Source organism: Streptomyces sp. NPDC127100, assembly GCF_042724095.1.
Taxonomy (GTDB): domain Bacteria; phylum Actinomycetota; class Actinomycetes; order Streptomycetales; family Streptomycetaceae; genus Streptomyces.
Window position 1 is genome coordinate 532,236 of sequence record NZ_JBHXFL010000001.1, and the last position, 23,815, is coordinate 556,050.

At 73.3% G+C, this 23,815-nt stretch carries 28 protein-coding genes and 1 tRNA gene; 9 read left to right on the plus strand and 20 right to left on the minus strand.

Annotated features, from left to right (window positions below; genetic code table 11):
* The first annotated feature begins 68 nt into the window (after window positions 1-68).
* The 5 genes from ACFWJB_RS02535 (at window position 69) to ACFWJB_RS02555 (ending at window position 6,941) form a co-directional block, all read left to right on the plus strand.
* Window positions 69-809, plus strand: a complete 741-nt coding sequence (locus ACFWJB_RS02535) for a response regulator transcription factor (protein WP_030188895.1) — start codon at window positions 69-71, stop codon at window positions 807-809.
* The gene (locus ACFWJB_RS02540) at window positions 806-2,410 is read left to right on the plus strand and encodes a sensor histidine kinase (protein WP_386919793.1); all 1,605 of its coding nucleotides are present in this window, start codon (window positions 806-808) and stop codon (window positions 2,408-2,410) included. Before ACFWJB_RS02535 ends, ACFWJB_RS02540 begins: the two co-directional genes overlap by 4 nt.
* Window positions 2,411-2,424: 14 nt before the next feature.
* Window positions 2,425-3,849, plus strand: coding sequence for a glycosyltransferase (locus ACFWJB_RS02545; protein ID WP_385471114.1), 1,425 nt, complete (start codon window positions 2,425-2,427; stop codon window positions 3,847-3,849).
* A complete protein-coding gene (locus tag ACFWJB_RS02550; protein ID WP_385471112.1) occupies window positions 3,846-6,041 on the plus strand; it encodes a glycosyltransferase family 39 protein in 2,196 nt (731 codons plus the stop codon). Before ACFWJB_RS02545 ends, ACFWJB_RS02550 begins: the two co-directional genes overlap by 4 nt.
* 141 nt (window positions 6,042-6,182) lie before the next feature.
* Window positions 6,183-6,941, plus strand: a complete 759-nt coding sequence (locus ACFWJB_RS02555; protein ID WP_385471110.1) for a TetR/AcrR family transcriptional regulator — start codon at window positions 6,183-6,185, stop codon at window positions 6,939-6,941.
* 7 nt (window positions 6,942-6,948) lie between these two features.
* On the opposite strand, the gene ACFWJB_RS02560 is transcribed toward ACFWJB_RS02555, so the two are convergent.
* Window positions 6,949-7,419: a PPOX class F420-dependent oxidoreductase gene (locus ACFWJB_RS02560; protein ID WP_385471108.1), complete on the minus strand. Its 471-nt coding sequence runs from the start codon at window positions 7,417-7,419 to the stop codon at window positions 6,949-6,951.
* A 9-nt stretch (window positions 7,420-7,428) separates the two neighbouring features.
* Window positions 7,429-7,800 carry an STAS domain-containing protein gene (locus ACFWJB_RS02565; protein ID WP_385471106.1) on the minus strand — a complete coding sequence of 124 codons (372 nt, stop codon included), beginning with the start codon at window positions 7,798-7,800 and terminating at the stop codon, window positions 7,429-7,431.
* 260 nt (window positions 7,801-8,060) lie between these two features.
* Between ACFWJB_RS02565 and ACFWJB_RS02570 the strand changes: the two genes are divergently transcribed.
* A complete protein-coding gene (locus ACFWJB_RS02570; protein ID WP_385471105.1) occupies window positions 8,061-8,741 on the plus strand; it encodes an ANTAR domain-containing protein in 681 nt (226 codons plus the stop codon).
* Window positions 8,742-8,780: 39 nt separating this feature from the next.
* Window positions 8,781-9,491, plus strand: coding sequence for a GAF and ANTAR domain-containing protein (locus ACFWJB_RS02575; protein ID WP_385471103.1), 711 nt, complete (start codon window positions 8,781-8,783; stop codon window positions 9,489-9,491).
* Here the strand turns inward: ACFWJB_RS02575 and ACFWJB_RS02580 are convergent.
* The 3 genes from ACFWJB_RS02580 to ACFWJB_RS02590 form a co-directional block, all read right to left on the minus strand.
* Window positions 9,474-10,295 carry a YceI family protein gene (locus tag ACFWJB_RS02580; protein ID WP_385471101.1) on the minus strand — a complete coding sequence of 274 codons (822 nt, stop codon included), beginning with the start codon at window positions 10,293-10,295 and terminating at the stop codon, window positions 9,474-9,476. The genes ACFWJB_RS02575 and ACFWJB_RS02580 overlap by 18 nt on opposite strands.
* Before the next feature lie 146 nt (window positions 10,296-10,441).
* Window positions 10,442-12,979: an MFS transporter gene (locus tag ACFWJB_RS02585; RefSeq protein WP_386919798.1), complete on the minus strand. Its 2,538-nt coding sequence runs from the start codon at window positions 12,977-12,979 to the stop codon at window positions 10,442-10,444.
* A gap of 13 nt (window positions 12,980-12,992) precedes the next feature.
* Window positions 12,993-13,493 (minus strand): MarR family winged helix-turn-helix transcriptional regulator, encoded by a 501-nt coding sequence (locus tag ACFWJB_RS02590; protein ID WP_385473453.1) that lies wholly within the window; start codon window positions 13,491-13,493, stop codon window positions 12,993-12,995.
* A gap of 206 nt (window positions 13,494-13,699) precedes the next feature.
* Between ACFWJB_RS02590 and ACFWJB_RS02595 the strand changes: the two genes are divergently transcribed.
* Complete coding sequence (locus ACFWJB_RS02595) at window positions 13,700-13,900, plus strand: hypothetical protein (RefSeq protein ID WP_385473456.1); 201 nt, start codon at window positions 13,700-13,702, stop codon at window positions 13,898-13,900.
* A 106-nt stretch (window positions 13,901-14,006) separates the two neighbouring features.
* Here the strand turns inward: ACFWJB_RS02595 and ACFWJB_RS02600 are convergent, their stop codons facing one another.
* The 8 genes from ACFWJB_RS02600 to ACFWJB_RS02635 form a co-directional block, all read right to left on the minus strand.
* Window positions 14,007-14,933, minus strand: coding sequence for an RNA polymerase sigma factor SigF (locus tag ACFWJB_RS02600; RefSeq protein WP_385472943.1), 927 nt, complete (start codon window positions 14,931-14,933; stop codon window positions 14,007-14,009).
* A gap of 306 nt (window positions 14,934-15,239) precedes the next feature.
* Window positions 15,240-16,151 (minus strand): RNA polymerase sigma factor SigF, encoded by a 912-nt coding sequence (locus tag ACFWJB_RS02605; protein ID WP_385472946.1) that lies wholly within the window; start codon window positions 16,149-16,151, stop codon window positions 15,240-15,242.
* 141 nt (window positions 16,152-16,292) lie between these two features.
* Entirely contained in the window at window positions 16,293-16,586 is a 294-nt protein-coding gene (locus ACFWJB_RS02610; protein WP_385472949.1) for a Dabb family protein, read from the minus strand.
* Complete coding sequence (locus ACFWJB_RS02615) at window positions 16,586-16,762, minus strand: hypothetical protein (protein ID WP_077801305.1); 177 nt, start codon at window positions 16,760-16,762, stop codon at window positions 16,586-16,588. Before ACFWJB_RS02615 ends, ACFWJB_RS02610 begins: the two co-directional genes overlap by 1 nt.
* A 156-nt stretch (window positions 16,763-16,918) precedes the next feature.
* A tRNA-Ser gene (locus ACFWJB_RS02620) sits at window positions 16,919-17,003 on the minus strand.
* A gap of 67 nt (window positions 17,004-17,070) precedes the next feature.
* On the minus strand, window positions 17,071-17,571 hold the full coding sequence (tadA, locus tag ACFWJB_RS02625) for a tRNA adenosine(34) deaminase TadA (RefSeq protein WP_386919808.1): 501 nt from the start codon (window positions 17,569-17,571) through the stop codon (window positions 17,071-17,073).
* A 29-nt stretch (window positions 17,572-17,600) separates the two neighbouring features.
* Entirely contained in the window at window positions 17,601-18,137 is a 537-nt protein-coding gene (locus ACFWJB_RS02630) for a hypothetical protein (RefSeq protein ID WP_385470667.1), read from the minus strand.
* A gap of 316 nt (window positions 18,138-18,453) precedes the next feature.
* Entirely contained in the window at window positions 18,454-18,948 is a 495-nt protein-coding gene (locus ACFWJB_RS02635; protein WP_386919810.1) for a response regulator, read from the minus strand.
* Window positions 18,949-19,089: 141 nt separating this feature from the next.
* Between ACFWJB_RS02635 and upp the strand changes: the two genes are divergently transcribed.
* On the plus strand, window positions 19,090-19,725 hold the full coding sequence (upp, locus tag ACFWJB_RS02640; protein ID WP_362485996.1) for a uracil phosphoribosyltransferase: 636 nt from the start codon (window positions 19,090-19,092) through the stop codon (window positions 19,723-19,725).
* 27 nt (window positions 19,726-19,752) lie between these two features.
* Here upp and ACFWJB_RS02645 read toward each other — a convergent pair whose 3' ends face one another.
* From ACFWJB_RS02645 to ACFWJB_RS02675, 7 genes are all read right to left on the minus strand, one after another.
* Window positions 19,753-20,373, minus strand: a complete 621-nt coding sequence (locus ACFWJB_RS02645) for a LytR C-terminal domain-containing protein (RefSeq protein ID WP_386919872.1) — start codon at window positions 20,371-20,373, stop codon at window positions 19,753-19,755.
* A gap of 157 nt (window positions 20,374-20,530) precedes the next feature.
* Window positions 20,531-20,827 (minus strand): type II toxin-antitoxin system VapB family antitoxin, encoded by a 297-nt coding sequence (locus ACFWJB_RS02650; protein WP_003999914.1) that lies wholly within the window; start codon window positions 20,825-20,827, stop codon window positions 20,531-20,533.
* Between the two features lie 153 nt (window positions 20,828-20,980).
* A complete protein-coding gene (locus tag ACFWJB_RS02655; RefSeq protein WP_385470671.1) occupies window positions 20,981-21,118 on the minus strand; it encodes a hypothetical protein in 138 nt (45 codons plus the stop codon).
* 58 nt (window positions 21,119-21,176) lie between these two features.
* The gene (locus ACFWJB_RS02660; protein ID WP_386919812.1) at window positions 21,177-21,557 is read right to left on the minus strand and encodes a hypothetical protein; all 381 of its coding nucleotides are present in this window, start codon (window positions 21,555-21,557) and stop codon (window positions 21,177-21,179) included.
* Window positions 21,558-21,648: 91 nt separating this feature from the next.
* On the minus strand, window positions 21,649-22,326 hold the full coding sequence (locus ACFWJB_RS02665; RefSeq protein ID WP_386919814.1) for an HdeD family acid-resistance protein: 678 nt from the start codon (window positions 22,324-22,326) through the stop codon (window positions 21,649-21,651).
* Window positions 22,327-22,416: 90 nt separating this feature from the next.
* Window positions 22,417-23,010 carry an HhH-GPD-type base excision DNA repair protein gene (locus tag ACFWJB_RS02670; RefSeq protein WP_385470677.1) on the minus strand — a complete coding sequence of 198 codons (594 nt, stop codon included), beginning with the start codon at window positions 23,008-23,010 and terminating at the stop codon, window positions 22,417-22,419.
* A gap of 24 nt (window positions 23,011-23,034) precedes the next feature.
* Window positions 23,035-23,757 (minus strand): siderophore-interacting protein, encoded by a 723-nt coding sequence (locus ACFWJB_RS02675; RefSeq protein ID WP_386919816.1) that lies wholly within the window; start codon window positions 23,755-23,757, stop codon window positions 23,035-23,037.
* Between the last annotated feature and the right edge of the window lie 58 nt (window positions 23,758-23,815).

Here is a 23,815-nt window from a genome sequence, read left to right on the forward strand (position 1 = left end):
TGGGTTTCTCAGAGAAATCACAGCCCGGGGAAAGGGTGCTCTCAGAGCGCCCCGACATCGTGTCCGGTATGACCACGACCTCGCCCCAGGGGCGCACCGAACTGCTGAGGCCGGACGGGAGCCCCGTCCGGGTGCTTGTGGTGGACGACGAGCTGTCCATCACCGAACTGCTGTCCATGGCCCTGCGCTACGAGGGCTGGCAGATCCGCAGCGCGGGCGACGGGCACGGTGCCGTCCAGGCCGCGCGCGAGTTCCGGCCCGACGCCGTCGTGCTGGACATGATGCTGCCCGACATGGACGGGCTCAGCGTGCTGGGGCGGCTGCGCCGCGACCTGCCCGACGTGCCGGTGCTGTTCCTGACCGCGAAGGACGCGGTCGAGGACCGCATCGCCGGACTGACCGCGGGCGGGGACGACTACGTCACCAAGCCGTTCAGCCTCGAGGAGGTCGTCGCCCGGCTGCGCGGCCTGATCCGCCGCTCCGGCGCCGCCGACCGGCGCTCCGACTCCGTCCTGGTCGTGGGCGACCTCACCCTCGACGAGGACAGCCACGAGGTCACCCGCGGCGGCGACGGCATCCACCTCACCGCCACCGAGTTCGAGCTGCTGCGCTTCCTGATGCGCAACCCGCGGCGCGTGCTCAGCAAGGCGCAGATCCTGGACCGCGTGTGGTCCTACGACTTCGGCGGCCAGGCCAACGTCGTCGAGCTGTACATCTCCTACCTGCGCCGGAAGATCGACGCCGGACGCGAGCCGATGATCCACACCCGGCGCGGCGCCGGCTACCTGATCAAGCCCGCGGTGTCATGAGCCGACGGCGACGACCGCGGCCGCGGACCCTGCGGACGCGGCTCGTCGTCGCGTCCGTGGCACTGATCGCGGTGGTCTGCGCGGTGATCGGCACGGTGACGACGGTGGCGCTGCGGTCGCATCTGTACGAGCAGCTGGACGGGCAGGTGCGCGAGGTCGCGGCCCGGGTGTCCGGCTTCGGGCCGCCCGGCGACCTGAAGGCCGGCGGCGTGGGCCCGCCTCGCATGGACCTCGACGAGTTCGTCACGCACGGGGGCCCGCAGCCGCGCGGCACGATCGTCGCCGAGGTCCGCGACGGTGCCGTCGTCGACGCCAAGTACGGCGAGAAGGACGACGAGAGCACCGACGTCAGCAGGACGAAGGCGGTCTCTCTCGGAGCGGCGGGACGTGCCGCGCTGGCCTCCGTGCCCCGGGACGGCGAGGCGCACGGCGTCGAGATCCCCGGTCTGGGCGACTACCGCGTGGAGTACCACGACGGCTACTACGCCGCCCTCCCCACCTCCGACGTCACCGGCACCATCAACACCCTGATCCTCGTCGAGGCCAGCGTCACCGCCGCGGGTCTCGTCGCCGCGTCCCTCGCGGGCACCGTCATCGTCGGCGTCGCCACCCGCCCCCTGCGCAGGGTCGCGGCCACCGCCACCCGCGTCTCCGAGCTGCCGCTGCACGCGGGCGAGGTGAACCTCGACGAACGCGTCCCGGAGTCCGAGTGCGACCCGCACACCGAGGTCGGCCGGGTCGGCGCCGCGCTGAACCGCATGCTGAACCACGTGCACGGAGCCCTGCACGCACGTCAGGAGAGCGAGACGCGGGTACGGCGGTTCGTCGCGGACGCCAGCCACGAGCTGCGCACGCCGCTCGCCTCCATCCGCGGGTACGCCGAACTCACCCGCCGGGGGCGGGAGCAGGTCGGTCCCGACACCCGGCACGCGCTGGGCCGCATCGAGTCCGAGGCCGGCCGCATGACCCTGCTGGTCGAGGATCTGCTGCTGCTCGCCCGCCTGGACGCCGGGCGGCCCCTGCGGTTCGAGCGGACCGACCTCGTCCCGCTCGTCGTGGACACCGTCAGCGACGCCCGGGCGGCCGGCCTCGGCCACGTCTGGCGGCTCGACCTGCCCGACGAGCCGGCGTGGGTGTCGGCGGACGCCGCCCGGCTCCAGCAGGTGCTGGTCAACCTGCTGGCCAACGCCCGCAACCACACCCCGCCCGGCACGACCGTCACCGCGCGCGTGCGGCACAGCGGGTCCTGGCTGTGCGTGGACGTGGAGGACGACGGGCCCGGCATCCCGCCCGCGCTGCTGCCGCACGTCTTCGAACGCTTCGCGCGCGGCGACTCGGCACGGTCCCGGGCGACCGGCTCGACGGGCCTGGGGCTCGCCATCGTGCAGGCCGTGACGTCCGCGCACGGCGGCGGGGTGACCGTCGACAGCGTGCCGGGACGGACGGTCTTCACCGTGCACCTGCCCGCGGTCCCGGCGCTGCCCGCGGTCCCGGCGCTGCCCGCGGTCCCGGCACTGCCCGCGGCCCCTGCGCACGGGAGCGCGGGGCCGCACTCACAGGCACGGCACAGCCTCACCACACGGACGCGACAGGGGGATTGAGAAGAGTCGGTGCCATGCGAACCGACTCTTCTCCCGGCTCCCTGCCGGCGCGGGAGCACCTCCCGGCCGCAGGAGCCGGTACGCCTGTCCTGGACGTGGTGATCCCCGTCTACAACGAGGAGAAGGACCTGCGGCCGTGCGTCCTGAGACTGCACGAGCACCTCACCCGCACCTTCCCGTACGCGTTCCGCATCACGGTCGCGGACAACGCCTCCACGGACGCCACCCCGCACGTGGCGGCCCGGCTGGCGGCGGAGCTCGCCGAGGTCAGGTCCGCCCGGCTGGAGCAGAAGGGGCGGGGCCGGGCCCTCACGACGGTCTGGTCGGCCTCCGACGCCCCGGTCCTCGCCTACATGGACGTGGACCTGTCCACCGACCTCAACGCGCTGCTCCCGCTGGTGGCCCCGCTGATCTCCGGTCACTCGGACCTGGCGATCGGCTCCCGGCTCGCCCGCAGCTCACGGGTCGTGCGCGGCGCCAAGCGGGAGTTCATCTCCCGGACCTACAACCTCATCCTGCGCGGCTCCCTCCAGGCCCGCTTCTCCGACGCCCAGTGCGGCTTCAAGGCGATCCGCCGGGACGTGGCCCAGGTGCTGCTGCCGCTGGTGGAGGACACCGGCTGGTTCTTCGACACCGAGCTGCTGGTGCTCGCCGAGCGGGCCGGGCTGCGGATCCACGAGGTGCCGGTCGACTGGATCGACGATCCGGACTCCACCGTGCACATCGTGCGGACGGCGACCGACGACCTCAGGGGCGTGTGGCGGGTCGGCAGGGCCCTGGCCACGGGTTCGCTGCCGCTGGACCGGCTGGCCCGGCCGTTCGGCGACGACCCGCGCGACCGGGACATCGAGGACGTACCGCAGGGGCTCGCCCGCCAGCTCGTCGGCTTCTGCGTCGTCGGCGCCCTGTCCACCCTCTTCTACCTGCTGCTCTACAGCGGCTTCCGCGTCCTCACCGGCTCGCAGCTCGCCAACGCGCTCGCCCTGCTGGTCTCCGCGGTCGCCAACACCGCCGCCAACCGGCGGCTGACCTTCGGGGTGCGCGGCCGGGGCGGCGCGGTGCGCCACCAGGCGCAGGGACTGGTCGTCTTCGGCATCGGTCTGGCCCTGACCAGCGGTTCGCTCGCCGCGCTGAGCGCCGCGACGGCCGACCCGGCCCACTCCACCGAGCTGGCGGTGCTGATCGCCGCCAACCTCGCCGCCACCGTGCTCCGCTTCCTGCTCTTCCGGGCCTGGGTGTTCCCGGACACGCCGCCCGCCCCGGCCCCCCGGGGGACGCGGCAGGCTCCGCGTCCGTACGGCACGACCCCGTACGCCACGCCCCCTCACCCGACGACCTCGTTCCGCGCCGGTGACGTCGCGGAGCACACCCGGGGCGACGCCACCGTGCGACTGGCGCCGGTACGCCCCGCCGACACCGACCCGAGGGACGGACGATGACGACGCACCACGACCGGACGACGTACGAGGGGGATGCGCGTCCCGCCGACAGCGGCGCCCCGCCCCCGGCACAGCCTCCCCGGCCACCCGCACGGGCCCTGCCGCGCAGACTGTGGCGGGGCCGCCCCGAGGACCCGAGCTGGGCGCGCCCGGCCTTCCTCGGCCTGCTGCTGGCCACCGCGCTGCTCTACCTCTGGAACCTGAGCGCGTCCGGCTACGCCAACTCCTTCTACTCGGCGGCCGTGCAGGCGGGCAGCCAGTCCTGGAAGGCGTTCTTCTTCGGCTCGCTCGACGCCGGCAACGCCATCACCGTCGACAAGCCCCCGGCCGCGCTGTGGCCGATGGCGCTGTCGGTGCGGATCTTCGGGCTCGGCTCCTGGGCGATCCTCGTCCCCGAGGTGCTGATGGGCGTCGCGACGGTCGCCGTCGTGTACGCGGCCGTGCGCCGCCGCTTCGGCCCGGCCGCCGGACTGATCGCCGGCGCGGTGCTGGCGCTCACGCCGGTCGCCGCGCTGATGTTCCGGTTCAACAACCCGGACGCGCTGCTGGCGCTGCTGATGTCCGTCGCCTGCTACCTCGTGGTGCGCGCGCTGGAGGACGGCCGGACCAAGTGGCTGGTGTGGGCGGGCGCGGCGATCGGCCTCGCGTTCCTGGCGAAGACCCTCCAGGCCTTCCTGATCCTGCCCGCGCTCGCCCTGGTCTACGGCGTCTGCGCCCCGGTCCGGCTGCGGAGGCGGCTGGGCCAGCTGGCGCTGGCGACCGCGGCGATCGTCGTCTCCGGCGGCTGGTGGGTCGCGGTCGTCGAGCTGTGGCCCGCGTCGTCGCGGCCGTACATCGGCGGCTCGCAGAACAACAGTTTCCTGGAGCTGACCTTCGGCTACAACGGCCTCGGCCGCCTCAACGGCGAGGAGACCGGCAGCGTCGGCGGCGGGGGCGGCCCCGGTGGCGGGGCCGGCGGTCAGTGGGGCGAGACCGGCTGGGACCGGATGTTCAACTCCGAGATCGGCGGCCAGATCTCCTGGCTGCTGCCGGCCGCGCTGATCCTGCTCGCCGCGGGCCTGCTCGTGACGCGCGGGCGCGGGCGCACCGACGCGACCCGGGCGTCGTTCCTGGTCTGGGGCGGCTCGCTGCTGACGACGGCGGCGGTCTTCAGCTACATGGCGGGCATCTTCCACCAGTACTACACGGTGGCCCTCGCCCCGTACCTGGCGGCCGTGGTCGGCATGGGCGCGGCGGCCCTGTGGGAGCGGCGCGAGCGGATCCCGGCGTCCCTGGCGCTCGCCGCGGCGGTCACGGCGACGGCCGCCTGGGGATACGTGCTGCTGCACCGCACGCCGGACTACCTGCCGTGGCTGAGGTGGCTGGTCCTCGTCGGGGGCCTGGCCGCAGCGCTCGGGCTCGTCTTCGCCGGACGGCTGGGGCGGCGGACCGCGCTCGCGGTGGCGGGGCTGGGCGTCGTGGCGGCGCTGGCCGGGCCGACCGCTTACACCCTCAGCACCGTGCGGGAGGGGCACAGCGGCTCCATCGTCACGGCCGGCCCGGCCGGCGCGAGCATGATGGGCGGCCCGGGCGGTGGCGGCCGGGGCGGCGGTCCCGGCGGCGGCTTCCCGGGCGGCGGCAACGCGCCGGGGCAGGGCCAGGGGCAGGGCGGTCCGGGCAACGGCACCGGCGGCTTCCCCGGCGGTGCGCCGGGCCAGAACCAGCCGGGCGGCGGCTTCCCCGGCGGCGGCCGGAACGGCGGGACGGCCCCGAACGGTCAGGGCGCCACCGGCGAGGGCGGCCGCACGGACGGCGGCATGGGCGGCGGCGGCATGGGCGGCCTGCTGAACGGCGCCCAGGTCGACGCCGAGGCCAGGAAGCTGCTGGAGACCGACGCCGACCGGTACACCTGGGTCGCGGCGGCGATCGGCTCGCAGAACGCCGCGAGCTACCAGCTCGGCACCGGCGAACCGGTGATGGCGATCGGCGGCTTCAACGGCACGGACCCGTCCCCCACGCTGGCCCAGTTCAAGAAGTACGTGGAGGACGGCAGGATCCACTACTTCGTCTCCGGTGGCGGCACGGGTGGCGGCATGGGCGGTGGCTCCGGCAGCTCGTCGCAGATCACCTCCTGGGTCGAGGCCAACTTCGAGGAGGTCACCGCGGGGTCGGCCACGTTCTACGACCTCACGCAGCCGGCCGACGGAAGCTGACCGGCCGGCCCGGGACGACGCCAGGGGCTCCCTCACGGTGCGGTGCGCCGTGCGGGAGCCCCGGTGCGCCGCGCTGCCGCCCCGCGCTCCCTCGAGGGGCGTCTAGCATGACCGGCGACGGGGAGACCGAGGCAGGTGCGCATGGCGAAGGCAGGCCGGCAGGGGCCGAGGGCCAGTGTCTGGCTCGGCGGCGGGGCTCGCCGCGGCGGGCGGGGCGGCGGGCAGCCGTCCGGGCTCGACCGGGAACGGATCACCGAGGTCGCCGTCCGGCTGCTGGACGCCGAGGGCCTGCCCGGATTCTCCATGCGCCGCCTGGCCGCGGAGCTGAACGTGACGGCGATGTCCGTCTACTGGTACGTCGACACCAAGGACGAACTGCTCGAACTCGCCCTGGACGCGGTCTTCGGCGAGCTGCGGATGCCCGGCCCCGAGTCCGACGAGGACTGGCGCGACCAGCTGCGCACGCTGGCCGGGGAGAACCGCGCGCTGCTGGTGCGCCACCCCTGGCTGTCCCAGCTGATCGGGACCTACCTCAACATCGGCCCCAACGCGCGGGCCTTCTCGCGGTCGGTGCAGCGCGTCATCCGCCGCACCGGCCTGCCCGCGCACCGGGTGACCGGCGCGATCTCGGCCGTCTTCCAGTTCGTCTACGGCTACGGCACGATCGAGGGCCACTTCCTCGGCCGCGCGGCGGACACCGGCCTGAGCCCGGACGAGTACTACCAGCACTCCCTGAGCGCGGTGACCGGGTCGCCGGAGACCGCGGGCGTCGTCGAGGAGTCCCGGGACATTGTGGCGGCCCGCGGCGGCGACACCGTGGCGGAGATGCTGGAGCGGGACTTCGACTTCGCCCTGGAACTGCTCGTCGCGGGCATCGAGGCGATGGTGGCGCGCGCCTGACGGCCGCTCAGTCGTCCTCGGACAGCCGGGCCGGGAAGCCGCCCGTCGCCACCGGCCCCCACGCCACGGGCGTCACCCGGATGATCGACTTGCCCTGCTCGACCATGGCCCGCCGGTACTCGTCCCAGTCGGGGTGCTCGCCGGCGATGTTGCGGTAGTACTCCACGAGCGGCTCCACGGAGTCGGGCGCGTCGATGACCTCCGCCGTGCCGTCGACCTGGACCCAGGGGCCGTTCCAGTCGTCGCTGAGCACGACGAGACTGACCCGCTCGTCCCGCCGGGCGTTGCGCGTCTTGGCCCGCTCCGGGTACGTCGAGACCACGATCCGGCCGGAGTCGTCGACCCCGCAGGTCAGCGGCGACCCCTGCGGGCTGCCGTCGGACCGCCGGGTCAGCAGGATCGCGCGGTGCCGCGGGCGTACGAAGTCCAGCAACTCGTCGAGGGTCACGCGGGTGTTGGTCGCGATGTTCGGTGCCATGCCGCCAGCCTAGGCCGGAGACCCGCCGCCGGACCGCAGCGCCTCCTCGAGGTTGTCGTGGACCGGCACGTCACGGCGCAGGCCGGTCAGCTCCAGGACCAGGCTCGGCACGCTCGCCGGTGCCGCCACCACCCGCAGCAGGGTCCGGCCGCGCAGCCGGTCGCGTACCTCGTCGAGGAGGCAGGCCCCCTGGGAGTCCATGAAGTGGGTCGAGGTCAGGTCGAGGACGAGGAGGCGCAGGGCGCCGGAGTGGTGGTCCACCGCGGCCATGATCATGGGCAGCAGCCCCGCGGCGTTGCAGAAGTCGATCTCCGGGGGCAGTGCCAGTACGGCGCAGCCCGGCGGCTCGCCCGGCTCGCAGGGGCGGGGAGGGAAGGTCACGTCACTCACCTGACAGACGTCCGTCCGGCTTTCCGGCGAGGCCGCTTCCTGACCCGGGCCCTCATTCCACCACGCGGGAGCGGGCCGTGAAAGGTGGCCGCCCGCTCCGTCGGCCGGGCGTCACCGCCCCGCAACCGAACGGCTAAAGTGCTGTTCGTCCTGTGCTCGCAGTCGGGAATGTGCTGCGGAGCTCTCCTGCGCACGGCCGAACGGCCGTGCATGCCGAAGAGGTTCGTGTGACTGCGTCCGAATTTACCGATTTGCCGCGTTTTCCGGCGGGCTTCGAGCTGGCCGAGGCGCTGACCACGGCGGCCCGGCGGCTCCACGGGACGGGCACCGCGGACGACACACTGCGCACTGCCGTCGAGCTGGCCGTGCACCTCATGCCCGGCGCCGAGCACGCGGGCATCTCGGAGATCGAGCGCGGCGGCAGGGGCCGCGCCCTCGCCTGGACCGACGAGACCGTGCGCTCCGCCGAGTCCCGGCAGCCCGGCCGTGAGCCGCACCCGGACCGGCAGCGGCTGTGGACCGCGCCCGTGGTGCGGATAGACGACACCGAGGCCGACGGCGGCGACGCCCTGTCCGACCTCGGCCTCCGCTCGGCGCTGTCCCTCCGGCTGCGCTCCGACCGGCGCCGTCTGACCGTGCTGACGGCCTACGCGCGCAAGCCGCGCGCCTTCGACGAGGACGCCACCCGTGTCGGCCGCCTGTTCACCGCCCACGTCAGCCTCGCCCTGGACTCGGCGACCGTCCGCCAGCAGCTCACCGAGGCGATGCGCACCCGGGACCTGATCGGCCAGGCCACCGGCATCCTCATGGAGCGCATGACCATCGACGCGGCCGGCGCCTTCGACTCCCTGGTCAAGGCCTCGCAGCGGGAGAACGTCAAACTGCGCGACCTGGCCCGCCGCATCGTCGACACGAACAACCCGTCCGGGTGACGAGGCGTCTTCGGGCGCCGACGGGATATCCGTAGGGGCATGACCGCTCAGAGCTCCGAAAGCCCCGAGACGCTGGACGGGGCGCTGGCACGCAGCCAGGGACTCGACACCCTGCTGCGCGATCTGACCGACCGCGCGGTGCTTGCGGTACCCGGCGCCGTCGCCTGCTCGGTCACGGTCCGCCGCGCCGGCCGGCTGATGACCCTGGCCGGCAGCACCGGCCTCCCCAGCGGCCTGGACCTGCGCCAGTACGAGAACGGCGAGGGCCCCTGCGTGGACGCCGCCGAATCCGGCAGCCCCCGGTACTGCCCCGACCTGGCCGAGGAGACCCGCTGGCCCGCGTACACGGAGTACGCGCTGGCCACCGGGGTGCGCTGCGTGCTGGCGCTGCCGCTGGCCGTCGAGGGCGAGACGGGCGCCGCCCTCAACTTCTACGGCCGCGAACCCGGTTCGCTGGGCGAGGGACGCGAAGCGGCCCGCACCTTCGCGGTGCGGGCCGCGGACGCGGTGAACGAGGCGCTGGGCATCGAGCGGCAGCGGTCCTCGGCGGCCGACGTGCGGACCGCCCTGCTCTCCCGCAGCGTCATCGACCAGGCGGTCGGCATCCTCATGGCCCGGGAGCGGATCGACGCCCAGCGGGCCATGGAACGGCTGCGCCGGGCCTCGCAGCACACGAACGTCAAGCTTCGGGACCTGTGCGACGAGCTGGTGGCCCGGACGGCCGGCGGCGCCTCACACGGCCGGCAGTGACTCCCCCTGGACCGCCTGGACGTCCAGCTCGACCCTGAGCGTCGTGCCGATGGCGGCGATGCCCGCCTGGAGGACCTGGTTGTAGTTCATGGCGAAGTCCTCGCGCCGCAGTTCCGTGGTCGCGCGGAACGCCGCCCGGGTGCCGCCCCACGGGTCGGCGCCGGTGCCGAGGTAGGCCAGGTCCAGGTCGACCGGGCGGACGACGCCGTGCAGGCCCAGCTCACCGTGGACGGTCCAGCGGTCGGTGCCGGCCAGGGTCACCCCGGTGGACCGGAAGGTGATCTCCGGGTGCCGCTCGACGTCCAGGAAGTCCGCGGAGCGCAGGTGGGTGTCGCGCATGCCGTTGCCGGTGTCGATGGAGGACGCCTTGATCACCGCCTCCACCCGGGACTTGGTGACGTCGTCCGGCGCGATCTCGACGGTGCCGGCGAAGTCGGTGAAGCGGCCGCGCACGCTGGAGATGCCCAGGTGCTGGGCCACCGCGGCCACGCTGGAGTGCGCCGGGTCGATGGTCCACGGCCCGGGCGGCGGCAGCTCGGTGCCGCCCTGGCGGGCCAGCGTCACGGTGCCGACCTCGGCCCGGCCGCTAGCCGTGACGATGGCGCTGGAGGCGGCGGGCGCGTACCCGACGGCCGTGACGATGACGGTGTACGCCCCCGGCGCGAGCTGCGCGGTGTCCCGGACGGAGCCCTCGGCGTCCGCCTCGGCGCGCAGCACCTGCGTGCCGGTCATGTCGGTCACCGTGACGACCGCGTGCGACACGGCCCATCCGTCCCGCGTGCGGATCCTCGCGGTCAGTCCCATCCCGTTGTCCCCTGTTCTCCCCGGAAAGCGGGCCCATAGGTCTGCACGGGCCCGAAAAGCCTTGTCTGTCGGTCGCAAAGAGACCGGCCCGTGGCGGCGGCGCGCCTCCGCTCGGAGCGCGCGGGCCGCCACGGGCCGGGGTGTCGCTACTCGCCGGGGTGGGCGAGTTCGATGTCGTGGTCGTCGACGCCCTGGCCGGCGACCGTGAGGGCCGTCGCCACCGGCGGGTAGCCGGTCGCGATGACGGTGTACTCACCGGCGTCCAGGTCGGTGAAGGCGTACGCCCCGTCCGAGCCGGTGGTGGCCGTGCCGACCACGTTGCCGGCCGCGTCGACCAGGGTCACGCGGGCGTCGGCCAGCGGACCGTGCGGGGCCCGCACGACGCCCTGGACCTCGGCCCCGGCCTGCAGGTCGACCTCGACGCGGGTGACACCCGTGCCGCCCACCTCGACGGGCAGGGCGCGCGGCCGGTACCCGGCGGCGTTCACCGCGACGGTCACCGTGCCCGGCACCAGCTCGTCGAAGGAGAAGTCGCCCTGGTCGCCGGTGGCGGCGGAGGCCAGCAGGTCCCCGCGCACGTCGGTCACGATCACCATCGCGTCCTTGACCGGCTGCCCGCCCTCCGCGGACCGGACCAGGCCGGTGAGCCCGCTGGTGCCGCTGAGCAGGATGTCGTAGGCGACCGGTTCGTCGTTGACGACGACCGTGGACGCCTGCGGCTGGAAGCCGTCGGCGGAGGCGATCAGGACGTACGACCCGGCGCTCGGCGCGTCGATCGCGTAGGAGCCGTCGGCCTGGGCGACCGAGCGTCCCAGCTGCCGGCCCGCCAGCGAGATCAGCGTGACGGCGGCCTGTCCGACCGGCGCGGACTCGGCGCCGCGGACGAAGCCGCGGACCGGGATGCCGCCGGAGACGGGTGCCTCGGAGCCGGCCGCCGTGGCGACGGCGGCGAGCCGCTGGGTGGCCTCGGGCCGGGCGGCGGTGTCGTCGGCCGGCGCGGTGGCGGCCACGGCCGCCGGGACGGGTTCGTCGGCGACCCGGGCGGCCTCGGCCGGGACCGGGGCCGCCGGGGAGGCGGTCGTGGCGGCGGACTCGGCCGCCTGGGCCAGGGCGCCGGTGGTGCGCAGCGGCACCTCCTTGATGAACAGCGTCACGATGAAGGCCAGGGCGGCGATCGGCGCGACGTACAGGAAGATGTCCGCGATGCCGTGCCCGTAGGCGCTCTCCAGCCAGGTGCGGATGGGCAGGGGCAGCAGGTCCATGTCGGGGATCTGGCCGGAGCTCATGGCCTTGCCGGCCGCCATCTGCTCCTCGGGCTTGAGCTGCCCGATGGAGTCGGTGGCGTAGTGGCTGATCCGGCTCGACATGATCGAGCCGAGCACGGAGACGCCGACCGCACCGCCGAGGGACCGGAAGAAGGTCACCGTGGAGGACGCGGCACCCAGGTCGCTCGGGGCCACCTGGTTCTGCGTGCACAGCACGAGGTTCTGCATCATCATGCCGACGCCGAGACCCATCAGCGCCATGAAGATGCCGATGTGCCAGTACGGGGTGTCGTAGCGCATGCCGCTCAGCAGGCCCAGGCCCGCCGTCAGCAGCACGCCGCCGGCCAGCAGCCAGCCCTTCCACTTGCCGGTCTTGGTGATGACCTGACCGGAGACCGTGGAGGAGATGAACAGGCCGCCGATCATCGGGATGGTCATGACGCCCGACATCGTCGGGGACTTGTCCCGGGCCAGCTGGAAGTACTGGCTGAAGTAGACGGTGCCCGCGAACATCGCGATACCGACGAACAGCGAGGCCAGCGAGGCCAGGGCGATGGTGCGGTTGCGGAACAGGCGCAGCGGGATGATCGGCTCGCTGGCCTTGGACTCGACGAACAGGAAGATCAGCGTCAGGACGACGGCGCCGCCGACCATCACGCCGGTCTGCCAGGACATCCAGGAGTACTTGTCGTCGGCGAAGGTGACCCAGACGAGCAGCAGGCAGACGGCCGCGGTGACGAAGAAGGCGCCGGCCCAGTCGACCTTGACCTTGCGCTGGTTCACCGGCAGGTGCAGCGTCTTCTGCAGCACGATCAGGGCGATGATCGCGAAGGGCACGCCGACGTAGAGGCACCAGCGCCAGCCGAGCCAGCTGGTGTCGGTGATGACGCCGCCGAGCAGCGGGCCGCCGACGGTGGCGACGGCGAAGGTCGCGCCGAGGTAGCCGGAGTACCGGCCGCGCTCACGCGGGGAGATCATCGCGGCCATGATGATCTGCGCCAGGGCGGACAGACCGCCACCGCCGAGACCCTGGATGGCGCGGGCGGTGATGAGCATCCCCGGGTTCTGCGCCAGACCGGCCACGACGGAACCTATGACGAAGACGACGAGGGCCGTCTGGACCAGAGCCTTCTTGCTGATCTGGTCGGCGAGCTTGCCCCACAGCGGGGTGGAGGCGGTCATCGTCAGCAGCGAGGCGGTGACGACCCAGGTGTAGGCGCTCTGGCCGCCACCGAGATCGCCCACGATCTCGGGCAGGGCGTTGGTGACGATGGTCGAGGACAGGATGGCGCAGAACATGCCGAGCAACAGCCCGGACAGCGCCTCCATGATCTGCCGGTGGGACATCGGAGCGTCTCCGGCGGAGCCTCCCCCGTGCTTGGCATGAGCCCGCACACCGGCTGGTGTGGTCGTTGCCATGGACTTCCTTTGCTTACGTGGTGACTGCGGGTGTACGGGTGGTCTGTTCGACCGCGGGTGGTACGGCGGGCCGGCCCACGGAGGACCGGCAGTCGTCGAAGCTCGCCCGGAGCCTGGTCATGAGCCGGGTGAGCTGGCCGACCTCCTCGTCGGTCCAGTCGCTCAGGCGGTGGGCCAGCAGCTGGGTCGTCCGTTCGGACAGATCGTCCAGCTGGGCCTGGCCCTCGGGCGTCAGACGCAGGATGCGCGAGCGCTTGTCCGCCGGGTCCGGGGAGCGTTCGATCCAGCCCCGCTCGGCGATGTGGGCGACATGGCGGCTGGTCACCGACATGTCCACGGCGAGCAGCTCCGCGAGCTTGCTCATGCGCATGTCCCCATGGCGGCCCAGCAGCGTCAGTACGGCGGCCGATCCGCCGGGACAGTCGGCCGGCAGGATGCGGCCGAGTTCCCGTTTGACGGCGCCGAAGGCGCTGAACTGGCGGATCAGCTCCTCGTACTGCGCCTTTTCGGCCATGCGCACCTCCTGCATTCGTTGCTTAGGGCAACCATAGGAGCGGTTGGTTGCTACAGGCAAATAAAAACGGGGGTCCCGAAATAAAAAGTTGGCAAAGGCAAGTATTGCGAGAGTAAACACCCAGGTGAAGGGCGGTGACCTGGGACAACGGGTCTGCGGAGCCCCGCACTTGGGCCCCACTCGCCGATTCGCTAGTGTCTCGGCCCATGGCTAACAACCAGGGCCCCCAGGGCAACCACGACCCCGCAGGCAGCACCCAGATGTTCCGTGCGTTCGTCGACGAGGGCGCCCCCCAGGCCCGGCAGGCGGACCCCGTCGCCTCCTCGGGCCCCCGCATCGGGCTGATCGTCGGCATCGTCGCCGCCGTGGTGGTCGTCGCGGCCGTGGCCTGGCTGGCGCTGAAGTAGACCGGGGACCACGCCCGCGTACGACGCGACCGCCGCGGCCCCCCAGGGGGTGCCGCGGCGGTCGCCTTGCCGTCGTGGGGTACCGCCGGACGGCGGCGGGGCGGGCTCAGTCCGAGATGAGGCCCTCGCGCAGCTGCGCCAGGGTGCGGGTGAGCAGCCGCGAGACGTGCATCTGCGAGATGCCGACCTCCTCGCCGATCTGCGACTGGGTCATGTTGGCGAAGAAGCGCAGCATGATGATCTGCCGCTCCCGCGGCGGCAGCTTGGCCAGCAGCGGCTTGAGGGACTCGCGGTACTCCACGCCCTCCAGCGCCGTGTCCTCGTACCCGAGGCGGTCCGCCAGCGAGCCCTCGCCGCCGTCGTCCTCCGGGGCGGGGGAGTCCAGCGAGGAGGCGGTGTAGGCGTTGCCCACCGCCAGGCCGTCGACGACGTCCTCCTCGGACACGCCCAGCACGGCGGCCAGCTCGCCGACCGTCGGGGAGCGGTCGAGCTTCTGGGAGAGCTCGTCGCTCGCCTTGGTCAGCGCCAGGCGCAGCTCCTGGAGCCGGCGCGGGACGCGCACGGACCACGAGGTGTCCCGGAAGAACCGCTTGATCTCGCCCACGACCGTCGGCATCGCGAAGGTCGGGAACTCCACGCCCCGCTCGCAGTCGAAGCGGTCGATCGCCTTGATCAGGCCGATGGTGCCGACCTGGACGATGTCCTCCATCGGCTCGTTGCGGGAGCGGAAGCGCGCGGCGGCGTAGCGCACCAGCGGGAGGTTGAGCTCGATCAGGGTGTCCCGGACGTACGCGCGCTCGGGGCTGTCCTGGTCGAGTGCGGCGAGCCGCAGGAACAGGGAGCGGGACAGGGTGCGGGTGTCGATGTTCGTCGAGGCCGCCAGGACGGGGGCTTCGGCTGCCGGGAGGGCCTGAGCCGGCACGGCGTCGAGGGTCGGGACGTCATCGATGGAGCCGAGCGCCTGGAGCGCGTCGGGCGCGGTCTCGCTTTCCGCGAGCGCGAGCACCTTCGAGCTGCCCTGTTCTACGGACATGCCACCCCCTTTGGGTCGCGGGACGGTCACGGCGGACGCTCCCACGGTGGGAACGCAGCCTTCACCTGAATACCGGAGCCGGAGCTCCGGCAAACGCGCTTCCGGCAGAATGTCACATGTCGGCAACGCGCTGTAGTGACATGTCGACATGCGAGACGCGAAAACCCCCTGGAAAGAGGGGGTCTGACGGTCTGTCGGACGGAATCCGCCCGCAACGGCCCTGGTGGGCGATTCGCTCGCGCCGGTGACCGCTCGGTCATGCTTTCGGTTGCACGCCGGGTTGCGCGTCCGGGTCGCGCGTCCGGTTCACGCGTCGATCCGGTTGGCGGACCTCAACCGCTGGAAACTGCGCGCCAGGAGCCGCGACACGTGCATCTGCGAGACGCCGAGTTCCGCGCTGATCTGCGACTGGGTGAGGTTGCTGTAGTAGCGCAGCAGCAGGATGCGCTGCTCCCGCTCGGGGAGCTGCACGAGCAGGTGGCGGACGAGGTCGCGGTGCTCGACGCCGTCCAGCGCCGGGTCCTCGTAGCCGAGCCGGTCGAGCAGCCCGGGCAGCCCGTCGCCCTCCTGCGCCGCCTCCAGCGAGGTGGCGTGGTACGACCGTCCGGCCTCGATGCAGGAGAGCACCTCGTCCTCGCCGATGCGCAGCCGCTCGGCGATCTCGGCGGTGGTCGGGGAGCGCCCGAAGGCGGTCGTCAGGTCCTCGGTCGCGCTGTTGACCTGCACCCACAGCTCGTGCAGCCGGCGCGGTACGTGCACGGTGCGGACGTTGTCGCGGAAGTAGCGCTTGATCTCGCCGACCACCGTGGGCATGGCGAAGGTCGGGAACTGCACGCCGCGGTCCGGGTCGAAGCGGTCGATGGCGTTGATCAGCCCGATGGTGCCGACCTGGACCACGTCCTCCATCGGCTCGTTGCGCGAGCGGAAGCGCCCGGCGGCGTAGCGGACCAGCGGGAGGTTGGCCTCGATGAGCGCCGCGCGCACGCGGTCGTGCTCCGGCGTGCCCGGCTCGAGTCCCTTGAGCTTTCCGAAGAGCACCTGGGTCAGGGCCCGGGTGTCGGCGCCCCGGCTGCGCTGCGGCGCGGTGGGCCCCGAGGGGGGCTCCTGGGCCTGTGCGGGGGGTGCGGGCGGTGCCTGAGGCGCAGTACTGGCCGGCACGGTCAACTCCACCTCGTGATCCGTCAACTCATCCGTCAACTCTCCGTCAAAAGCGGTCATAGCATCACAAGACATCCGCACGGTGTGCAAGCACCCCATAACCCCGTGTTGAGGGCATAAGGGGCGGGCCGTGCGCGGCCGTCCCCGCACGCGGACCAGCCCCCCGACGTTTCCGGCGGGGGGCTGGCGGTGCGCGGGGCCTCAGAACTCGTAGTCGGCGATCACCCAGGTGGCGAACTCACGCCACAGCGCGACGCCCGCCTGGTGCGCCGGGTGGTCCACGTAGCGCCGCAGGGCGTCGGTGTCGTCCACGGCGGAGTTGATGGCGAAGTCGTAGGCGATGGGGCGGTCGCTGATGTTCCAGGCGCACTCCCAGAAGCGCAGCTCCTCGATCCGGCCGCCGAGGGCCCGGAAGGCCTCGACGCCCTCCACGACGCGCGGGTCGTCACGCTCGACGCCCTCGTTCAGCTTGAACAGCACCAGGTGACGGATCATCACTTTCCTCCGTTGGCGGCCCAGGTCATGAAGTCCCCGACGGCTCCCGCGGCGTCGGAGATGCCCTGGAACCCGATCTGGACGTAGTCGGCGGCCTTCGCCGGGTCCGTGATGATCACGTACAGCACGAAGACCACGAGCACGTAGACGGCGATCTTCTTCGCGTTCACCGCCACCGCGGCCTCCCCCTGGGACTTCCTCGGACTCTGCGCTACCGGCGGTGAGTGTAACTGTCCGCTCCCGTGTGCGATCAATGCCTCGTTCCGGTGGCGAGCCGCGCCGACGTCCGGACACGACGAAGGGCCCAGTCCTCGGACTGGGCCCTTCTGCTGCGGTAGCGGAGGGATTTGAACCCTCGGTGACTTGCGCCACACTCGCTTTCGAGGCGAGCTCCTTCGGCCGCTCGGACACGCTACCGAGAGAGACCTTACAGCACAGTGCGGCATGGTTCGAAATCGGTATCCGGCGGCTCCGCGGGCGGGTGTCAGCGGTCGCGGAAGAAGTCCGTGAGCAGCAGGGCGCAGTCCTCGGCGAGCACGCCCTCGATCACCTCGGGCCGGTGGTTGAGCCGCCGGTCGCGGAGGACGTCCCACAGCGAGCCGGCCGCGCCCGCCTTGTCGTCGCGGGCGCCGTAGACGACCCGGTCCACCCGGGACTGCACCACCGCGCCCGCGCACATCGTGCACGGCTCCAGGGTGACGACGAGCGTGCAGCCGGTCAGCCGCCACCGGTCGCCGAGCCGCGCGGCGGCCCGCCGGATCGCCAGCACCTCCGCGTGGGCCGTCGGATCGCCGGTGGCCTCGCGTTCGTTGTGCCCGGACGCCAGCACCGTGCTGCCGTCCGGGGCCAGTACGACGGCGCCGACGGGGACGTCCCCGCCCCGGGCGGCGTGACCGGCCTCGGCCAGCGCCAGCCGCATCGCGGGCCGCCACCGGTCGCGCACCGGGTCGGACCCGGCCGGGTCCCGGTCCGGGCCCGGCGGCATCCGACCCGGGCCCTCGTCGATCGGTGCGGTCAGCGGACCGTCTCCAGCACCTCGGAGGCGCCCAGCGCCTCGGCGATCTCGCCGACCGCGTCCCCGGACATCGACCGCAGCTCCTTCTCGCTCACGCCGAAGTCGTCGAGGACCTGGGCGTCGCCGACCGGGCCGTGCGGCACGGAGGACTCGCCGGAGCCGGCGTCCGCGTCGTCCTCGTCGCCGTCGTCGGGCTCGCCGTCCTCGGTGCCGTCGAGGTCGAGGGCGTCGAGGTCGGGGACGTCGTCACCGGGGTCCCGGCCGAGCAGTTCGTCGGTGAGCAGGATCTCCCCGTAGCTGCTGCGGGCGGCCGCGGCGGCGTCCGAGACGTAGATGCGGGGATCCTCCTCGCCGTCCACGCGGACGACGCCGAACCAGGCGTCCTCCTGCTCGATCAGCACGAGCACCGTGTCCTCGTCGGGAGAGGCTTCCCGGGCCAGGTCGGTCAGATCCGACAGGGTCTCCACATCGTCCAGCTCCGTGTCGCTCGCTTCCCACCCGTCTTCGGTGCGCGCGAGCAGTGCGGTGAAGTACACCGTGACTCTCCCACTGGTCGTAGGCGTGCCGGTTGGGGTTCCCCCCGGCGGAGGTCGTGGGCGGGGCAAGCGGTGCCGTGAACCCCACCCACTCGGAATCGTGGCAGAAACAAGGCCCTCGGGCGATGTCTTCCGCGCCCTGTGTCCCGCCGTTTTGATCGCGGTCCGTGCGTGCGTGTCCGAGCCCGGTCCGGCGGCGCAGTCCTTGCCGCCACTCGCGGATCGTACGCGGCTTCCGCCCGGGGCCGTACACAGCCGTTCCCGTGCCGTCGGCGCGGCGCGCGATCTTCCCCCGACGGGCTCTGGGCCCCCGGCGCTACCAGCGGAACGTGCGCATGCGCATCGCGTGGCGCAGCCGGGCGGCCTTCGCGCGGCGCGGCTGGACGCGGTCCCGCAGCTCCCGGGCCTCCGCGAGGTCGCGCAGGAACTGGGCGCGGCGCCGACGGCGCTCGGACTCCGCGTCCGCGGCCGACCGGCGCTCCGCCCCCGGCCCGCGCTCCGCCCCCGGCCCGCGCTCCGTGCCCGGCCCGCGCTCCGTGCCGGGCCCGCGTTCCGAGCCGGGGCCGCGTCCGCGCTCCGCGCTGGGGCCGCGTCCGGTGCCGGGTCCGCGCTCCGCGCTGGGGCCGCGTCCGGTGCCGGGTCCGCGCTCCGCGCTGGGGCCGCGTCCGGTGCCGGGCCCGCGTCCTGTCCCCGGTCCGCGCTCCGTCCCCGGTCCGCGTTCCGTTCTCGGCCTGCTCTCCGTCCCCGTCCTCTGCCGTGTCCCCGGCTCCTCGCCCGGGGACGACGTGTCGTGAATGTCCCGGTCAGGCACAGTCTCACCACCCCGCGTCCGTCCCTCCCACCTTCCCCCGGACGGGCGTTTCGACGCCCACGAGCCGGGCGAGAGGCCCCGGTGCGCGCTCGACCGGCCGCGGGGACGCCGGTGCGACGGGGCCCGGTTACTGTGGGGGACATGCGTCTCCACGTCGTCGACCACCCCCTGGTCGCCCACAAGCTCACCACGCTGCGCGACCAGCGCACCGACTCCGCGACCTTCCGCCGTCTCGCCGACGAGCTGGTCACCCTGCTCGCCTACGAGGCCACGCGTGACGTGCGCACCGAACAGGTCGACATCCAGACGCCGGTCACGCAGACCACCGGCGTCAAGCTCTCCCACCCGCGCCCGCTGGTGGTGCCGATCCTGCGCGCCGGTCTCGGCATGCTCGACGGCATGGTCCGGCTGCTGCCGACCGCCGAGGTGGGCTTCCTCGGCATGGTGCGCAACGAGGAGACGCTGCAGGCCTCCACCTACGCCACCCGCATGCCGGACGACCTCTCCGGGCGTCAGGTGTACGTGCTGGACCCGATGCTGGCCACCGGCGGCACGCTGGTCGCCGCCATCCAGGAGCTGATCAAGCGCGGCGCCGACGACGTGACGGCCGTGGTGCTGCTCGCCGCCCCCGAGGGCGTCGAGGTGATGGAGCGCGAGCTGGCCGGCACCCCGGTGACGGTGGTGACGGCCTCGGTCGACGAGCGCCTCAACGACCAGGGCTACATCGTGCCGGGCCTCGGCGACGCGGGCGACCGGATGTACGGAGCCGCCGAGTAGCGGCTCGCGGCGCGTCCGTACGGCTGCTCAGCAGCCCTTCTTCTCCGCGGCGGGCGTCGGCCGCGGCGTGGCCAGCCCGGCCAGCGCCGCGTCGGCGTCCGCCGGCTTCGCCAGGCCCTTGAAGCCGTTGCCGATGATCAGGTCCACGGTGGCCCCCTTGCGGGCCGCGTCGGTGCGCCGCTCGGCGGCCGGCAGCTGGGTGCCGAGTACGGGCAGCGCGCCCTTCAGGGCCGCCGCGGGTCCGAGCAGCACGCCCGAGCCGCCCACCTTCTTGTCGAACTGCGCGGGCGCGTTGGTGACGTCGCCGATGCGGAAGCCGCGCTTCTTCAGCTCGTCGGCGGTCTGCTGGGCGAGGCCCTTGCGGGTGGTGGCGTTCAGCACGTTGACCGTGATCTGGGCCGGCTTCGGCACGGCCACGGCCGCGGGCGAGGCGCTCGCGCGGGCCGGGGTGACCCGGCAGCCCGCCGCGGTGCCGGCCGCCGAGGCCTCGTCGCCACCGGTGAAGACGTCGATGAGCTGCAGCGTGCCCCAGCCGAGGACTCCGAGGACGGTGGCGCAGGCGACGCCGGCGAACGCGAGCCGTCCGCGTCGGCGGGCCGGTCGCATCCGTGGGTACTTGTCCCCCGTGATCTTGTACTGGCCGCCCATGCCAGGGGGAGTCAGCATGCTCATGGGCGCAGCGTAGTGCGCCGGAGCGGCGATGCCTATTAGATGATCAGTCGACGTTCCGCGGTTCGGTGCAATGCCACCCGAATGGGTTAAGCCACGGCGTCACGGGGTCCGGCGAGGGGCGGCGCGGGTCCGGTCAGTCGAGTTCGAGGACGCGCGCGTGCAGCACCTGACGCTGCTGCAGCGCCGCGCGGACCGCGCGGTGGAGGCCGTCCTCCAGGTACAGGTCGCCCTGCCACTTCACGACGTGTGCGAACAGGTCGCCGTAGAACGTGGAGTCCTCGGCGAGGAGGGTCTCCAGGTCCAGCTGGCCCTTGGTCGTCACGAGCTGATCGAGGCGGACCGGGCGCGGCGCGACGTCCGCCCACTGCCGGGTGCTTTCCCGGCCGTGGTCGGGGTACGGCCGGCCGTTTCCGATGCGCTTGAAGATCACACGGAAAGCCTACCGGCCCGGGCGTCGCGGGCGCAGCCATGGCGGCGCAGCGCGGCGCCGGAAAAGACGCCGTAAACGAGGGCAAACGGGAAGGGGGTGCCGGTGGGACGGCCGTACGGGCGTCCCACCAGGCGCGGTGACCGCGGTTTCCCGTCAGTCACGCCTCTCTTCCCGTGCGGGCGCCCGCTGTTCGCGGGGGGCGTCCCGCTCGGCTCCGGGCCCGGCCGGGGTGCGGCGGGCGGCCTCGGCGCGCAGGAGGGCGCGCAGGACGGCGTAGGGATCGTCGGGCATGGCTGTGCTCCTGGGGTGCGTTCCGTCGGGGGCTGGGGGACCGGGGCGGCCGGTCCGGTCAGCAGCGCAGGACCACGGAGCGCGTGCCGCGGGGGGCGGGCGGCGGAGCGGACGGTGCGCGGTGCCCGTCGGCGCGGGGGTGCCCGGCGGTGGCGGGCGGCGGGGTGAGCCGGGGCGGTGCCGGACGCCGGGCGAGCCGGGCCGGTGCCCTCGGGGCGGCGTCGAGGTGGTCGTACTCGGCGGACGTGCCGCCCGGGCCGCCGCTCTCGGCGGCCACCACCGGGGGCGGCACCGCGGGGGCCTGCGCGTGGGCGCACGGCACGAGCAGGGCCAGGAACAGGACCAGGGCCCGCACCCAGGTGCCGCGGCGCCCGGCGCGGACGGCGCGTGGAGCGCGTCCGGCGGGGTTCACGGCGGTGGTGCGCGATGCGGGCCTCACACAGGTCGTGTCCCCGCCCGGCGTACGCCGTTCAGCACGCCCCGGGCCGGAACCACTCGCCCGGCGCAGGGCCGGGGGCGGGGTGCGCCGTTCACACGGTGTGCGGGACCCGGCGGACCCGGTCCCGGATGCGCAGGGACGTGACGATCTCGACCACCCCCACCACGACGAGCCACCAGCCGCCGATCACCGTGAGGACGGTGACCGACTCGACCGGCGAGTCGATCAGGACGATGCCGGCGAGGACGGTGACGACCCCGAGGAGGACGTGCCAGCCGCGCGCGGGCATGGCCGGGTCGTGCGCGGCGGCCACGGTCTGGGTGATGCCGCGGAAGAGCCAGCCGATGCCGATCCACAGCGCGAGCAGCAGGACCGACTGGAGCGTGCCGCGGAAGCAGAACAGACCCAGCAGGATCGACACGGCACCGCTGACGAACGCGAGGACCCGCAGCGAGGTCCTGCCGTGCGTGCCGAAGGCGGAGGCGAGCTGCAGGACGCCGCTGACCAGGAGGTAGAGGCCGAACAGCACGCCGGCGACGCGCAGGGTCACCCCCGGCCAGACCAGCACCAGCACGCCGAGGACCAGCGAGGCGATCCCGGTGACCAGGACCGTCTGCCAGGCGGTGCGGGCCAGCACGTGGAGGGGGCCTTCGACGGGCGGCTCGGGCTCGTACCCGCCGGCCGCCCGGCCGTGCGTCCCGTGCCGGGCGTGCACTCCGCGGTCGTCGTACTGCGGGCCCCCGGGGGAGCCGAACGGTGGTTCGGTCATGGTCCATGCTGGAAACGGCCGAGCCGTTCCCGCCACCCGGAGCGGTCCACCGGACTGACGCCGCGGGGCGGACCGGGCTCCGCGCCCCGGCTACGCGTCGGCGGCCTTCGCGGCCTTCGCGGCCGCCTTCATCTCCTGTTTGTGCGCGCGGACCTTGGCGAGCGACTCCGGGCCGGTGATGTCGGCGACCGAGCGGAAGGACTTGGGTTCGCCGTAGGCGCCGGCCGCCTCCCGCCAGCCCTCGGGACGGACGCCGAGCTGCTTGCCCAGCAGGGCGAGGAAGATCTGGGCCTTCTGCCGGCCGAAGCCCGGCAGCTCCTGAAGCCGCTTCAGCAGTTCCCTGCCGGTGCCGACGCCCCGCCAGACGGCCTCGGCGTCACCGTCGTAGGTCTCGACGAGGTACCGGCACAGCTGCTGGACGCGGCCCGCCATGGAGCCGGGGTAGCGGTGCACGGCGGGCTTCTCCGAGAGCAGGGCCGCGAAGCCCTCGGGGTCGAAGGCGGCGATGTCGTGGGCGTCCAGGTCCTCGGCGTTCATGCGGCGGGCGATGGTCGACGGGCCCTTGAACGCCCACTCCATGGGGACTTGCTGGTCCAGCAGCATGCCGACCAGCGCGGCGAGCGGACTGCGGCCGAGGAGCTCGTCGGCCTCGGGGTCCTGGGCGAGGTGAAGAGTGACGTCCATGCCCCGATGATCGCGCGTGCGGGCTCAGGTCGCGCGCCAGTACCCCAGCGCGTTCACCCGCTGCCTGGGCACGCCCAGGTCCTTGCGGACGTGGGTGGACAGGGCCCGGGTCGTCGCCGTGTCGCAGGCGATCCAGACGTACGGCTCGGGGGTGTCGCGGAGCAGTGCGGGCAGTGCCTCCCGCACCTCGGCGACCAGCCGGGCGCCCCCGTCGTGCCGCGGGACCGTGCGGATCTCGTGCCGGGCCGGGTCGGCACGCAGGGGCAGGCCGGCGGTCGCGCCCTCGAACCAGACGGTCGCCGGGACCGTGTCCAGCGCGTCGAGGAGCGAGTTCAGGGCCGGCAGGGACGCCGGATCGGCGACGGCGAAGAGGTGCGAGGGTGCCGGGTCGGGCCGCTGGAAGCCGGTGCCCTGGACCGTCGCCTCGACGGTGTCCCCGGGCTTCGCGGCCCGTGCCCAGTCGCTGGCGCACCCCTCGTGCAGGGCGAACTCCATGCCGAAGGTGCCGGTCGCCGGGTCCGGGTCGACCAGCGTGTACGCCCGCTGGTGCGGCCTGCCCGCGTTGTCGAACCACAGCCGCACCCACATCGTGGGGTGGACGCCGGTCGCCGCCAGCAGGCCGCCGTCGGACAGGCGCAGGCGCCGGTACCGCGGGGTGACGTCCTCGGCGTCCGTCACGGTGAGCCGGAAGTCCTTCGCCCGCATCAGCCTGAGGACCGCGCCCTCCCAGCCCCGCCCCTGCCCCATCGGCCCTTCACCCTTCACGTACGATTCCGCCACGACGTATTACTTAGGTGAGCCTAAC

What these genes read in the sequence shown, in the direction of transcription:
- ACFWJB_RS02535 (WP_030188895.1), top strand. Translation starts at nt 69, where the DNA reads ATGACCACGACCTCGCCCCAGGGGCGCACCGAACTGCTGAGGCCGGAC.
- ACFWJB_RS02540 (WP_386919793.1), top strand. Translation starts at nt 806, where the DNA reads ATGAGCCGACGGCGACGACCGCGGCCGCGGACCCTGCGGACGCGGCTC.
- ACFWJB_RS02545 (WP_385471114.1), top strand. Translation starts at nt 2,425, where the DNA reads ATGCGAACCGACTCTTCTCCCGGCTCCCTGCCGGCGCGGGAGCACCTC.
- ACFWJB_RS02550 (WP_385471112.1), top strand. Translation starts at nt 3,846, where the DNA reads ATGACGACGCACCACGACCGGACGACGTACGAGGGGGATGCGCGTCCC.
- ACFWJB_RS02555 (WP_385471110.1), top strand. Translation starts at nt 6,183, where the DNA reads ATGGCGAAGGCAGGCCGGCAGGGGCCGAGGGCCAGTGTCTGGCTCGGC.
- ACFWJB_RS02560 (WP_385471108.1), bottom strand. Translation starts at nt 7,419, where the DNA reads ATGGCACCGAACATCGCGACCAACACCCGCGTGACCCTCGACGAGTTG.
- ACFWJB_RS02575 (WP_385471103.1), top strand. Translation starts at nt 8,781, where the DNA reads ATGACCGCTCAGAGCTCCGAAAGCCCCGAGACGCTGGACGGGGCGCTG.
- ACFWJB_RS02580 (WP_385471101.1), bottom strand. Translation starts at nt 10,295, where the DNA reads ATGGGACTGACCGCGAGGATCCGCACGCGGGACGGATGGGCCGTGTCG.
- ACFWJB_RS02585 (WP_386919798.1), bottom strand. Translation starts at nt 12,979, where the DNA reads ATGGCAACGACCACACCAGCCGGTGTGCGGGCTCATGCCAAGCACGGG.
- ACFWJB_RS02590 (WP_385473453.1), bottom strand. Translation starts at nt 13,493, where the DNA reads ATGGCCGAAAAGGCGCAGTACGAGGAGCTGATCCGCCAGTTCAGCGCC.
- ACFWJB_RS02595 (WP_385473456.1), top strand. Translation starts at nt 13,700, where the DNA reads ATGGCTAACAACCAGGGCCCCCAGGGCAACCACGACCCCGCAGGCAGC.
- ACFWJB_RS02600 (WP_385472943.1), bottom strand. Translation starts at nt 14,933, where the DNA reads ATGTCCGTAGAACAGGGCAGCTCGAAGGTGCTCGCGCTCGCGGAAAGC.
- ACFWJB_RS02605 (WP_385472946.1), bottom strand. Translation starts at nt 16,151, where the DNA reads ATGACCGCTTTTGACGGAGAGTTGACGGATGAGTTGACGGATCACGAG.
- ACFWJB_RS02610 (WP_385472949.1), bottom strand. Translation starts at nt 16,586, where the DNA reads ATGATCCGTCACCTGGTGCTGTTCAAGCTGAACGAGGGCGTCGAGCGT.
- tadA (WP_386919808.1), bottom strand. Translation starts at nt 17,571, where the DNA reads ATGCCGCCGGGCCCGGACCGGGACCCGGCCGGGTCCGACCCGGTGCGC.
- upp (WP_362485996.1), top strand. Translation starts at nt 19,090, where the DNA reads ATGCGTCTCCACGTCGTCGACCACCCCCTGGTCGCCCACAAGCTCACC.
- ACFWJB_RS02645 (WP_386919872.1), bottom strand. Translation starts at nt 20,373, where the DNA reads ATGGGCGGCCAGTACAAGATCACGGGGGACAAGTACCCACGGATGCGA.
- ACFWJB_RS02655 (WP_385470671.1), bottom strand. Translation starts at nt 21,118, where the DNA reads ATGCCCGACGATCCCTACGCCGTCCTGCGCGCCCTCCTGCGCGCCGAG.
- ACFWJB_RS02665 (WP_386919814.1), bottom strand. Translation starts at nt 22,326, where the DNA reads ATGACCGAACCACCGTTCGGCTCCCCCGGGGGCCCGCAGTACGACGAC.
- ACFWJB_RS02670 (WP_385470677.1), bottom strand. Translation starts at nt 23,010, where the DNA reads ATGGACGTCACTCTTCACCTCGCCCAGGACCCCGAGGCCGACGAGCTC.
- ACFWJB_RS02675 (WP_386919816.1), bottom strand. Translation starts at nt 23,757, where the DNA reads ATGGGGCAGGGGCGGGGCTGGGAGGGCGCGGTCCTCAGGCTGATGCGG.